Source organism: Patescibacteria group bacterium (assembly GCA_041660565.1).
Lineage (GTDB): Bacteria > Patescibacteriota > UBA1384 > CAJBMM01 > CAJBMM01 > JBAZWC01.
This window is the reverse complement of record JBAZWC010000001.1, coordinates 396,366-408,749: the sequence shown is the minus strand read 5'-3', so window position 1 is coordinate 408,749 and position 12,384 is coordinate 396,366. Positions and strand designations below refer to the sequence as shown.

Below are 12,384 nucleotides of genomic sequence, written 5' to 3'. Positions count from 1 at the left end.
CCTTAACTCATCATTTTTTGTCGTTAGATTGAGCTGAGTTATCAGTATTATTATTGATGGTGTACTGATTCGAGCCTAATTTCCACGTTACTATTCCCGGTGATTTACCTGATCCGGCTAGCACATCCACGGCTGCGTGGGTAAATTTATGGCTTCTGACTTCCATTGGGAAGCGAATGTTGATTGTTTGCCCCATTTCTAGGCCCATTTTGTTAAGCGGGTATGCTCCCATAATATAATCAGTGCCACCTCCCCCATAGACCTTACTGTCTCTGTCTTGATGGGTGTAGCGCGCATTCTCTGGCCATTCAATGCCGGTGGCGCCGTAAGAATAGTAGGTGTTTAACGCCGGAATGCCAATAATCGCAACGTAACCAAAATCTGCTGCCATGCCTAGATATTCCTTACCCTGGTCGTCGGTAATCTCGGCTTTGGCTGCAATGGCGACAATATTATCACCGTTTACTTTTTGGCTGGTTTTTGGAATTGTACCAAAAAATGTCGTCTTGATATAAAGATATTGATCATCTGCACCTACCGATACCGATTTTATGTCAAAATAATCCAGCCGATACGGTGAAGGATTGTCTTCGGCGTTTAGTTCTTCTTTGTTCGAGCTCATTATCACAAAATCGTCTCGCTCATCATTTATACTAATGCCGTTGGCAAGCGCGTTTTCGGCGTTAGTAACCATAGTAGTACTCATTTTCATCCAGATGTAATAGTAGCAATACAGAAAAATCAAAACGCCAACGACCAGTATTGCAAAAGCTAGTAAAACCCATCTAAGATATCGCCAAATCGGTTTTTTGTTTTGATTTTGATCGTTCGTATTTTCCTCCAGCGTTTTATCCATCGTAAAATCATTATTGCGCGTAACTACCGCTACAGATATATGGAGAGTTTGCCTTCAAATCCACCGGTTCACCATTTACTTCGGTCCCGCTCCAGTCGCTGTTTGCCCAAAGAGTGTTAATTGCTGATAAGGCGCTGCTAGCAAAATATGATAAAGGACAAAGGCAAGTTGTGACGCCGGGATGGTTTGCCGGGTCTTCTGATTGGTTGCCGAATTGCCAGTGGATCATTTTGTAATTTGGCTGGTCAACGTTGTTTGCATCGTGGTATGCATAACCAACTGAATCACCAACCTTAACTGAATCACCAACCTTTAGTCCGCTTCTTATGCTACCCATTTCGGTATAATCAACGCCATATGTTCCGCTCCTGGTTAGCACATCCCACGCGCCAGCATGGGATGTGTTGGCGTTTATGGCCGTAACCACCCCGTCCATTGAGGCGATAATGCCAACATTTCCCGGAGTATCTAACCAGATAAAATCAATGCCATGATGTCCGGTAGGATTTTGTGGTTTGGGGTGAAAAACCGTTTCGCCCATTGGAGATAGTCTGTCCGGGCTGGTTCCGGAGTAAGGTAGATATAAGACCGGTCTTGTTTGGGTTTGGCTACTTGGGGAACTGGAAGCTACTTCATTTGATGAGCTGGATGAACTGGAAGAGTTGTTATTTGATGAAGTAGTAGATTCTCCGGAGGATGAGCTAGAACTGGCTGAAGGACTACTGGTACTTCGTTTTCTTGTAGTTGAAGGAGTTGATGTTGGAGTTGGGCTGGGCTGTGCTGTCGAGCTTGCGGCTGCGGTTTGCGCATCTGCCAGTTTTTTCTGACATTCGGAATAACGTACCTGAGCCGCCTTGTATTGCGGATATTTATCGGTTACAAGCTTGAAATAATCTAAACATTTTTGCCACTCCTGCTTGTTATAACTGGCTGTGCCTTGCTTATATGTATCATCTTGAGTCAACAGTTCACGAGCATTTGAAATTTTGGAGTCAATTTTGCTTTTGCCCGGTTTAAATTTATTGCCCGCCATTTCATATTTTGCCAGCGCTTCGGCATACAGCCCATCATTCATTAATTTATCACCTGCTTCAACCAGTTTTTTGGATTGGTAGTAAGTAACGCCCTCATACCCGGCGGCGCTTAGCCCAAGCGCCCCAACCACAATGAGCGCGATAAAGATTGGTAAAATTCCTTTTGTTTTTACGTTCCTCATCATTCCTCCCGATAATAAAAAATCTATTCATATTTATGATGGGATATTGTGGGTGATAATCAAAGTAACCGATCAACCAACTAACTGATCCATAAATTAATTATAGCTGAAAAATATATTTGTCAAAAAACATTGACAATGAATAAAAATAATGTTAGAATTTGTGTATTGGATTTGTACACGACAATATACCCCCTAAGGAGGGTTAGACGATGGTGGATACAGAGTCTTCGGAGGGGCTGGTCTCCTTTGAGCAGTGCCAAGCTGTTCTAGAGGAGAATCGCCGGCTGAGGGTGCAGAACCTTCGGCTGGTCAGCCTTTTCAAGGAAAAGCTGAAGGGAAGGGATCTGGAGCGATTTCTAGCGGGCGGTGCCGCTGACACGGATGCTCAGACTCCTCAAGCGATTCTCCATATATGGATTGGGGATCTTGGTCTCTCGGTCAGGCCTTTTAAGTCACTCGCGAGGGCTAACATATTAACCGTTGCTGACTTGGTTGAGTTGACTCCGTCCGAGCTGGCATCTGTTCGCAACTTCGGGAAAAAAGGCTACTACGAGGTTCTGCAGAAGTTGGAGATTCTCGGCGTTAAGTTGGCCGAAGCCGATGTGTTGCCAAAGGATTTCTGGTAGTCTTCCCGCAAGTGGGCGGGTGTGGCGAATGCCGTGCCCGCCCTAATTATTTGTAAATAAAACAAATATTGACGATACATAACGATAATGATATAATCAGCGCATTACGTTGGCGCAGCATTGTTCTTTGCGTCTCGAACATGAATAACACGAGACCCTGAGGAGGGCGAGCGATGGCGGGGCAAAGAAATACGTTTAACAACCTGAAGCGGTTGTGGGAGCTGATTCCGGATGTGCTGCCCGAGGCGAAGCAGTTCTGGTTGTCGCATTGCTGGCCAAACTACGATCTTCTGATGGACGCCATCATCGCGTCGGCAACGGTCAAGGATGCGCGGACGTTCTACCACGAGCGTGAACACAAAGCGGTCAGCTTTGACATTCTCTTGCGCCGGACAGAGATCGATCAGAGCTTTTATCGCTTCTTCTGGGACTGGTTGACCAGCGAGAGAGGACAAGATCGGGCGAAGCTGGTGTTGCAGGATGAGCGGGCATTTTCTGCCATGCGCGCCGACCTGTTATTGCGCACCGCTCTGGCCCAGCAATTGGGAAGAGTGGCGTCAACTACCGCCATCTCGCTGTTCATGGACGGTCGGGTGGCCGAGGAGGTGGTTGGCTTCTCTGCTCGGACAAAAAGCGTCATGGATGTGAACGCCAATCTTCACGGGCGGGTGAGTCGGCTGTCTCGGCTGCTCGGTAAGGCGGGTCACGATGCCCGTAGGCTAGTGTGGGAGATCGACGGCGTTGACGATCAAGTACACCGCAAGAGCGAGCGTCTCGACACTATCAGGCGGATCATCGAGCTCGGCTTTCCTGCTCGTACCTGTGGCTTGCTACAGAAGTCGGGTATTCTAACCATTCTGCAGCTGGCTGCGTGCACCCCGGCCGCGTTATCAACGATTCGTGGCTTCAACCGGAGCGATTACAGCGAGGTGGTACAGAGGTTGGGCGAGAACGGTTATCGGCTAGCGGACGCCGAGAACGTGCCCCAGAAGTTCCGATAGTTCCTCGCGGTGGGCGGGTGTGGCGAATGCCGTGCCCGCCCTAATTATTTGTCAAAAAACGATAAAGGATTAAAGTATTATTAGAGCGAATGAAAAATAATATTTCTAATCTAGTTCGAATGCTTTGGTTTAAGCGTGGCGATAGCCAGTTTATTAAGCTGATCAAACTAATTTGCTGGGCGTTAGTAATTATCGCCGCCGCATATCCAACAACCCAAGCCGATATTGTGGTCCAATATCTGCTTTGTTTAACGATCATTTTTATGTTGGCATGGTCATTGTTCAAGCATTTTAAGCGGGCTTGGATCTCGGTGCTCATCGTAATTATCGGTGTAGGGGCAGTTACTTTTGTATCCGAAAAATATCTGAATAAAATTGGCGATTTAGCCAGTTATCGCTTACTTTATCCGCAAAATAATCGTAACACCGCCTCAAAACAACTGATTGTTAAAATATTGTCCGAGCAGACATCAACCAAAATCGATCAGGTAGTGGATGGCGACACGGTTGTGATTGATGTAAACGGCAGTAAAATTTCGGTGCGGTTGATTGGGATGGATACGCCAGAGGTGCTAGACCCACGCAAGCCGGTGCAATGTTTTGGGCGCGAGGCTTCGGATAAAGGCAAAGAGTTGCTATCACACCAAACTGTCAGGCTGGAATATGATCCGATAGAAGGCGATTGGGATAAGTATGATCGGTTGCTTAGGTACGTCTTTTTACCTGATGGCACGCTTTACAATGAATGGATGATTGCAAACGGCTACGCGCACGAATACACTTATTTTAGTCAAAAATATAAATATCAATCTCAATTCAAATCTGCTCAGAGCGATGCAAAATCAAAACAACTTGGTTTTTGGTCCCCATCCACCTGCAGTGGCAACACTACTCAATCGCAAAAATAATCCAGTTGCGATGTTGCTCGGCAATATTGTTGATGGTACCATTAAAGGGAAGCAACAAGGAGGGTATTTTGGAAGAACAACCAAAGAAAAGTAACGCCATTTTGTGGATTGTGATTGTGGTTTTATTATTAGTGATTTTCGGTGGTGGAGTGTGGTGGTTTTTGAGTAATAATTCAACCACTACAACGTCTTCCTCGTCTAGTAGTCCTAGTCCTACTGCAACGCCGGTGGTGCTATCGGAGCAACCTAACTTAGATATGTTTAATCAATATTTGTCTTCATCATATTTATCAAAATTAGCAGTTGGAGAACAAGTTGGCCCAAATAACACCACCAAAACAACCACTTTTAATTTTACGACAGATCAGTTTTGCGTTAACATGACCGCCAGGCGAACAATTGAAAGTGGCCATATTGCCATGGCAATTTATAGTTTAGCCACCAAAACCAATGTGGTAGATAAAGTAACGGCGGTTCACTCCACACTAACTGGTGGAAATACCAGCTGCGAGCCGGAAAGTTTAACCACCGGAAAGTACGAGCTCAAGATGTATTATGATAATACTTTAATTTCGGTCTTACCGTTCTCGGCTTTGTAGTCAAATACCAGAATTGGAGGGGAAAATGATAGTACTAAAAAATGTTTCCAAAGTTTACGAACTGGGAAACGAAAAAATATACGCGCTTGATCACGTTAACTTTACCGTGGACAAGGGCGATTTTATTGCCATTGTTGGCCCGTCGGGATCTGGCAAGTCAACCTTGGCCAATATTATTGGCGGGTTGGATATTCCGGATGAGGGCGAGGTGTTAGTTGATGGGCAAAACATTGCCCATGTATCCGATTTGGATTTATCGAATTATCGAAACAAACGCATTGGTTTTATCTTCCAAACTTTTAATTTACAGCCAATGTACACTGCTTTGGAAAACGTGATGATTCCAATGGTTTTTGCTCACATCTCTGCCAGGGATCGCAAGAAACGAGCGCTTGAGTGTTTACACGCGGTAGGGCTAGAAGATCGCGTAAATCATCGCCCAAATCAGCTATCCGGCGGTCAACGTCAACGGGTTAGCATTGCTAGAGCCTTGGCCAACAATCCCGAAATAATAATTGCCGATGAGCCGACTGGAAATTTGGATACTCGCAAAGGAATAGAAATTGTTGAACTGTTAAAAGATTTAAACAAAAAATCCGGCATCACATTAGTGGTTATCACTCACGACGAAAGTGTGGCACGGCAAGCGCGGCAAATAGTCACAATTCGTGATGGCCGACTGAAGGGGGTGCGATGAGATTTTCTGATTATGTCAAATTGGCGTTTAAGAATTTAACCCGATCCAAAGCTCGAACAATTTTAACCATCATTGCCATTATGGTTGGCTCGCTTTCATTAATTTTAATGGCGTCGGTCATTATTAGTATCAAACAATCCTTAACCGATCAGTTCAAGCAACTGGGTGCGTTTGATTTGGTGACAGTGGTGAAAGATCCTAACTCAGTGAATTCAAGTAGTCTAATTGGTTCAAACGGTGATCCGTCTGAGGGTAAGAATATGGATGATACTACCTTGGCCCAGGCACGTCGGCTTGATCATGTAATTGCGGCAACCGGGGTAGTAAATGGTATTGGGGTAAAAACAATGAAACTAGAAGGGCAAGACAAAAAAACTTGGGCCAGTATTGTTGGTTTTGATCCGGACAGCGCGGTTTTTAATATCAGTACAGCGTTTGGGCGAAAACTGGTGGCCACCGATACCGACAAAATTTTGGTCGGTAATCGGTTTGTCCAAGATATGGGTTACACCAGCCATCCTAATGATCTTGTTGGTAAAAATGTTATCCTAACATTTCAAAACGGGGGTAACTCGGCCCCGGATTGGGGATCTCCACCGCCACGGCCTCCAATGAATGCCGATAAATCATGGTGGGAAAATCAGCCATCCATTGAAATTCCGGTCGAAATAGTTGGCATTACTGGTAGCGGCGCTATTGACGACGGCCAGAGCTATGTCACTTTGTCTTGGGCCAGACATTTAATGACAAACGTGCAGTGGGAATTTCCAAAGTGCGATAAAGACAGCGAGTGTGGTTCAACTATGCAGTTAACGAAAACCGACAATTTTTTGCAACAAGGCTACGGGTCAATTCTATTAAAGGTTGATGACACTAAGAACATTGGTACGGTGGCCGAGAGCGTAAAAAAATTGGGGTATGGGGCCACCACCGCCCAAACAATGCTAGATCAGATCAATCAAATTTTACTACTGATTAGTATCGTGTTGGCTGTAATTGGCGGTATCTCGTTATTCGTGGCCACTATTGGTATTATCAACACCATGATTATGGCCACGTATGAACGCACCAAGGAAATTGGGATGATGCGAGCTTGTGGCGCCACCAGGGCCACTATTAGGCATTTATTTACTTTTGAGGCCGCACTGCTTGGATTTTTTGGCGGTGTTTTTGGAATTATCATCAGTTACGGTTTGGTCAAAATTGCCAAACTGCTATTTACCAAATACGGCGCCAGCCTAGGTAGCTTGCCGTTAGAGCATTTGGGTGAGTTCCCGTGGTGGTTGGTGATAGCGGTAATTATCTTTACTACACTGCTTGGGATGATGTCTGGGTTAATCCCCGCCATTCGCGCTGCTAGGCTTAATCCGGTAGAAGCACTTAGATACGAATAATTACCTTATTTTATCGATTTGGCAAAAAGATTAAAGTTCAGCTGAAACGGTTGGATGTAAATATTTGAATCAACAAATCCTGCCTCAATCAAATCATTGCGTAACATTGGCGGATCGTAATAAAATTTATGATCTTCAATTTCTTCGGTACTAATTAGTCTTAAGCCACCAGACAAGAACTCTAAAACCGGTTTGGCTTTGGTGGATGGGGTGGTGATGAGCAGCATCCCGTTTGGTGCCAGCACTCGGTGAGCCTCTTTAAGCGTTTGCACCCGATTATCCAAATGCTCCATATTAGCCATAGAGACTACCGCGTCAAAAAAATCATCCTCAAGTGGCAATTCTTTGTTTACATCGTGCGCTATTACCGTAATGTGTGGGTTAGCTTGTTTTGATTCGGTTAAATCAATGCCGATACCGGTATGCAACTTATCTGCAACGCGATTTAGAAAATAGGCATCAAAACCGCAACCTAAATCTAACACTTTGCTGTTTGGTTTAATGTGTTTCGATACGCACAAAAACCGCCGGTATCTTAGGTATGATTCCAGTTTGGGCTCTCTGTTTTGAAAATGCGCCGTATCTCTTGGCATTGCCGCTCCAAAGTTATTAGTCAGTTTATTGTAATAGATTAGAGTATTTAGAGCAATGATATTGACAAACAAGCTCAAGTATTATAAAATGCTAACGACAAGTCAGATATCTACAGCGATTGCATAAGGAGACGGCAATGCATTGCAGGGCGATGGTCGTAGTCATTCTGATGTCTCTGGGCTTGGCCCGCACGTCCGATGCCCAGCAGATGTCGTACATGATCAAGTGGCGCAGCCAGTACACCGGCAGTGTGACCGGGAACGTCATCTACAACAAGCCGGTGGTGCAGGGGATGGCCACCGCCGCCAAGGGCCCGTTCTACGCCTATGTGTGGGGATGCGTCCCCACCCGGTCGGGCTGGAACCGAGACTGGGCGTCGGAAATCGACTACGGCGTCGGCTATGCCAGCAACATCTGGCGCGGACAGGCCAATGTCAATGTCGAATATTGCTTCTTCGACCTAATGCCGGTGGGGCACTGGCGGGGTGACGTGCACGACCTGACCACGTCTCTAACGGCGAATCGCGGGCTGGTGCGACCGTTTATCTCGGTCGACAGCTGCGTACCCGACAGCCCCAACATCCTGGAGGGCGGGATGTTCTGGCGGGTGGGAGTCAAAAGCTCCATCAAGGGATGCAATCTGGAGTTGTCCGCCGGGGGGAACGATGGCGCGTTTGGCGCCCAGCCCGAGCTGGTCAGCCACCTTCGGCTGATCATCAAGCGGCCGATTGCCGCGGGCAAGGTGACGTTGGTGCCCGAGATTGCACTGCAGAAGAGCGTCGGTAGCTCTTCCGGGTGCATCAATGACACCATCACCACATCACTCGAGGTCAAGTTCTAGGGGGAGTAGGGCGTTCGCGCATGTCGCGGCCGCCCTCTTTTTTATATAAGTTGAACCCGCCGCGGCGTTAACCGGGCGGGTTTAGCTGAGTCTGATGGTCTGGGCTATCTGCCAGCCGATGGTCGAGTTGCCATCTTTGAATAGGTGGAGTGTGCTGCATTGAAGGTGGGTTGGCCCAAACTTGTACGGGCCAAGCTGTGCCAATGCCAAAGCAAGGTCTTTTTGTGGTAGCCTGTCTAGTACGGTGATGTGTGGGCTGGGGATATGGGCGTACTTAGACGCCGAAGGTGCCAAAATCCCCTCAACCGCATGATCGATGGCCTTGCAGCAAGCCACCAACTGGTCGCTACGATCCACAACCAGATGAAGGTTGCCGATTTCCTCAAACACCCCAAAACCGTTAATCGAAACCTCAAATACCAGTGGCTGAGCAGCAATTCCGGCCAGCGCTGTGGTTAGCTCACGCTCAGTCCGGTTTGGTAACAGACTCCGCGGCACCATCAAGGTCAAATGCGGGTCGCTTTTGTTTCGGCACCCCCACGTGCGTCTAACCACGTGGATGTAGTAGTCGAGCGGTTGGGGCAGAGGCACACCAACGTAGTATTCCATCGCTGTCTTCCCCCTCGGTATCTTTATACACTAAACCCATCCCAAAACCAAGGCAGGGGACGTTGAGAACAGTCTCCTATCCTTGGACGAAGGTGAGAGCTTTGCCGGTTTTGCCGGCACGACCGGTGCGGCCAATGCGATGAACGTAGTCGTCAAACGTATTTGGCTGATCGTAGTTAATTACATGCGAAATATCGGAAATATCTAATCCGCGGGCAGCTACATCGGTAGCCACCAACGCTTTAACGTTGTTATCACGAAACGCTTGCAAGGCGCGCTGTCGCTGCGGTTGCGATTTGTTGCCATGAATGGCTTCGGCGGTGATGCCAGATTGCATCAGTTTTTCGGATAATTTTTGCACGCCGCGTTTGGTTTCGCCAAAAATCAACACTTTTTCGTACTCGGCTTTGGTTAGCATTTGAATTAACAAATCCAGACGATGTTCCGGTGAGTTGTATCGCACCACATCTTGATCGATGTGAGAGCTGGCTACCGGTGCGCAGACCGAGATGGTTTGATGTTCTTTGAGTAATTTATCCACTAACCCTTTAACTGTTTCAGTAATCGTTGCACTAAAGCACAATGTTTGGCGATTTTGGGGGATCATATCTACCAAAACATTGATATCTTTACTAAAGCCCATATCTAACATTCTGTCAGCTTCATCAAGTACTAAAATTCTGGTGGTAGATAAGTTTAAATCTCCGCGGTCAGCCAAATCCTTTAGCCGCCCCGGGGTACCGATAATGACATGTGGTTTGCGTCTAAGAGTGGAAATCTGACGAAAAATGTTGGCACCGCCCACGCAAACTGCCGAATATAAACGCATATCACGAATGAATGCTCTAAATTCCATGTCAATTTGCAGCGCTAGCTCGCGAGTTGGCACAATAATTAAAGCGGTGCCTAAATTTGGATCAGCGTGAATTAATTGAATAATTGGCAATAAAAATGCAGCTGTTTTACCGGTGCCGGTGTTGGCTAAGCCTAGTAAATCTTGACCGGCTAAAATTGGGGCAATGGCTTGGTCTTGAATTGGAGTGGGGGTAACATAGCCATGTTGTTCGATATTTCGTTGCAACGTCCCTACAAAATGAAAATCACGAAAACGATTTTGTGGCTGATAAGCCGGTTGTTCGGCTTGCACAATTGCTTTATTGATAAATTTTTCCGGGCTAATGTAGGTACCCCGAAAACGTGGTCTGGCACTAAAATTAGTCCGACGGTTTCCGCCCGAAAATCGGTTATAAGACGGTTTTGTTCCTGAGGAAATAGAGCTATTCATTTATGAATACCTTTCTGTTTGGTTTATATCTCTTGCGCTGAACAACGAGACATCTACCAACATACCCGATATTCAAAATCACATTATTTTAATATTAACATAAATTTTTTCAAATGTCAAATACTTATTGTTGCATCGGATGTTGACACGAATAATATGGATGTGTTAATATATTGATTGTGTTTTACAGCGCTGAACCTGAACAACCTACTTAGTCCATTACTGACAGGAATCGCAAGGGGAATACAGCTGGTCTCGAAGATCCTGTTGCGTACCCAGGTGTTTTACGGTCGTAACGCTCAGTCGTATCGCAATCAAAAAGGAGCCAAGCAATGAAGCGTCTCACTGTGCTGCTCGTCGCTTTCTGCGCACTGATGTCGCTGTCCGTCGCCTCCATGGCTGTCCCTGCCGGTTGGGTGATGTTCGAGGGTCCTGTTACCATCAACTCGATTACCGGGACCGGCACTTTCGTGGCTGGCGTCAACTCACTATCGGGCACCGGCAATGATGAGAATGACAGCTACGCCACGGCGACGTACGCTGTCGTCTACTCGTGGGTTGGCCCTGGTTTACCGTTAGGCTTCAATGGGGGAATCAGGGGTATAGTCAGTGGGCAATCCTCATCGGCTGGACAGACGGCGGGGTCGCAGGTCTTCCAGAACGGCAACATTGTTTGGCAGGACTACGCCGATTACGACGACGGGCCGACGTCCTACGACTCGGCGGAAAACTACGGCTACTACGTCATGTGGCCGTACAAGTACGTGCTCGTCACCCTGAAGGTGTACGTGAAGGGCACTGGCACTACCGCATACGCCGCAGCGTTAACGTACTGAGTTGGCGCATAAGCCGATAACCACATAATGTGGGTACCCTGTAGCCCGCGCAAGTCGCCAACTGTTGATATGCTGGCGGTTCGACAAGTTCAGTCGTATCGCAATCAAAAAGGAGTCGGGCTTGCGCAACTCCTAAAGGAGGTGATGGCTAATCGATATTAGTCCAGCCAAGCCAGGTGACGTACATTGTGGTCGTATGCCCCCAGCAGAGACAAAACGACCCCGCTCAGTTGTATCAAACCACACAGGAGCCAAGCAATGAAGCGTCTAACCATGCTGTTCGTTGCGATCTGCGCGCTGATGTCGCTGTCCGTCTCCTCGATGGCTGATTGGGTGATGACCCAGACCACCCCGGTCATCACCAGCACCACCGGTACCGGGACGTTCACGGTCGGTTCCGGATATCTCAAGGGCGTCGGGCACGACGAGAACGACAGCTACGCCACGGCGACATACTCTGTTGTCTACGCGTGGCAGAGCGGGTTGTGGATAGGTACTTCTGGAGGCATCACCTGCGACCTCAAGGGGAGCTGCTCTGCCTCCGGTCAGACGGCCGGAGCGCAGGCCTTCGAGAACGGCAACATCATCTGGCAGGACTACGCCGATTACGACGAGGGTCGGCCGAGCTTCCAATCGTATAGGGACATCACCTACTACGTCCCGTGGCCGTACAAGTACATACTCGTCACCCTGAAGGTGTACGTGAAGGGTGACGGTGCTACCGCCACGTCCGCGACGACTGCATGGATTGCCCCCTAAGGGCCAACCGGCAACATCTGTCTCACACGGGAGGCGGCCTTCGGGCTGCCTCCCGCTTATAATATATTGACATAAATAATATGGATGTGTTATTATACTTTTTGTGTGTATTACAGCACCGAACCTGAACAACTTACTTATCTAGTGGATTCCACACAGG

The 12,384-nt window shown here is 47.5% G+C and carries 14 protein-coding genes; 9 read left to right on the top strand and 5 right to left on the bottom strand.

The window, feature by feature from the left end; all coding sequences use genetic code 11:
- Positions 1–10 precede the first annotated feature (10 nt).
- Together WC773_02000 and WC773_01995 are read right to left on the bottom strand one after the other, a co-directional pair.
- Entirely contained in the window at positions 11–856 is an 846-nt protein-coding gene (locus WC773_02000; GenBank protein ID MFA6082171.1) for a hypothetical protein, read from the bottom strand.
- A 10-nt stretch (positions 857–866) separates the two neighbouring features.
- Positions 867–2,075: a hypothetical protein gene (locus WC773_01995; GenBank protein ID MFA6082170.1), complete on the bottom strand. Its 1,209-nt coding sequence runs from the start codon at positions 2,073–2,075 to the stop codon at positions 867–869.
- 209 nt (positions 2,076–2,284) lie between these two features.
- Between WC773_01995 and WC773_01990 the strand changes: the two genes are divergently transcribed.
- The 6 genes from WC773_01990 to WC773_01965 all read left to right on the top strand — a co-directional run bounded on the left by WC773_01990 (position 2,285) and on the right by WC773_01965 (position 7,300).
- Positions 2,285–2,701 carry a DNA-directed RNA polymerase subunit alpha C-terminal domain-containing protein gene (locus tag WC773_01990; GenBank protein ID MFA6082169.1) on the top strand — a complete coding sequence of 139 codons (417 nt, stop codon included), beginning with the start codon at positions 2,285–2,287 and terminating at the stop codon, positions 2,699–2,701.
- 173 nt (positions 2,702–2,874) lie between these two features.
- Entirely contained in the window at positions 2,875–3,702 is an 828-nt protein-coding gene (locus WC773_01985; GenBank protein MFA6082168.1) for a DNA-directed RNA polymerase subunit alpha C-terminal domain-containing protein, read from the top strand.
- Between the two features lie 89 nt (positions 3,703–3,791).
- Positions 3,792–4,610 (top strand): thermonuclease family protein, encoded by an 819-nt coding sequence (locus WC773_01980; protein MFA6082167.1) that lies wholly within the window; start codon positions 3,792–3,794, stop codon positions 4,608–4,610.
- Positions 4,611–4,678: 68 nt separating this feature from the next.
- The gene (locus WC773_01975) at positions 4,679–5,209 is read left to right on the top strand and encodes a hypothetical protein (protein MFA6082166.1); all 531 of its coding nucleotides are present in this window, start codon (positions 4,679–4,681) and stop codon (positions 5,207–5,209) included.
- Between the two features lie 25 nt (positions 5,210–5,234).
- Positions 5,235–5,906: an ABC transporter ATP-binding protein gene (locus WC773_01970; GenBank protein MFA6082165.1), complete on the top strand. Its 672-nt coding sequence runs from the start codon at positions 5,235–5,237 to the stop codon at positions 5,904–5,906.
- The gene (locus tag WC773_01965) at positions 5,903–7,300 is read left to right on the top strand and encodes an FtsX-like permease family protein (protein MFA6082164.1); all 1,398 of its coding nucleotides are present in this window, start codon (positions 5,903–5,905) and stop codon (positions 7,298–7,300) included. Before WC773_01970 ends, WC773_01965 begins: the two co-directional genes overlap by 4 nt.
- Before the next feature lie 5 nt (positions 7,301–7,305).
- Here WC773_01965 and WC773_01960 read toward each other — a convergent pair whose 3' ends face one another.
- Positions 7,306–7,965 (bottom strand): class I SAM-dependent methyltransferase, encoded by a 660-nt coding sequence (locus WC773_01960; GenBank protein ID MFA6082163.1) that lies wholly within the window; start codon positions 7,963–7,965, stop codon positions 7,306–7,308.
- Positions 7,966–8,030: 65 nt separating this feature from the next.
- Between WC773_01960 and WC773_01955 the strand changes: the two genes are divergently transcribed.
- Positions 8,031–8,735 carry a hypothetical protein gene (locus tag WC773_01955; GenBank protein ID MFA6082162.1) on the top strand — a complete coding sequence of 235 codons (705 nt, stop codon included), beginning with the start codon at positions 8,031–8,033 and terminating at the stop codon, positions 8,733–8,735.
- A gap of 81 nt (positions 8,736–8,816) precedes the next feature.
- Here WC773_01955 and WC773_01950 read toward each other — a convergent pair whose 3' ends face one another.
- The gene (locus WC773_01950) at positions 8,817–9,344 is read right to left on the bottom strand and encodes a 2'-5' RNA ligase family protein (protein ID MFA6082161.1); all 528 of its coding nucleotides are present in this window, start codon (positions 9,342–9,344) and stop codon (positions 8,817–8,819) included.
- Positions 9,345–9,420: 76 nt separating this feature from the next.
- Positions 9,421–10,629, bottom strand: a complete 1,209-nt coding sequence (locus tag WC773_01945; protein MFA6082160.1) for a DEAD/DEAH box helicase — start codon at positions 10,627–10,629, stop codon at positions 9,421–9,423.
- Between the two features lie 332 nt (positions 10,630–10,961).
- Between WC773_01945 and WC773_01940 the strand changes: the two genes are divergently transcribed.
- Together WC773_01940 and WC773_01935 are read left to right on the top strand one after the other, a co-directional pair.
- Positions 10,962–11,465: a hypothetical protein gene (locus WC773_01940; GenBank protein ID MFA6082159.1), complete on the top strand. Its 504-nt coding sequence runs from the start codon at positions 10,962–10,964 to the stop codon at positions 11,463–11,465.
- Positions 11,466–11,723: 258 nt separating this feature from the next.
- Positions 11,724–12,224 (top strand): hypothetical protein, encoded by a 501-nt coding sequence (locus WC773_01935; protein ID MFA6082158.1) that lies wholly within the window; start codon positions 11,724–11,726, stop codon positions 12,222–12,224.
- The last annotated feature ends 160 nt before the right edge of the window (positions 12,225–12,384 follow it).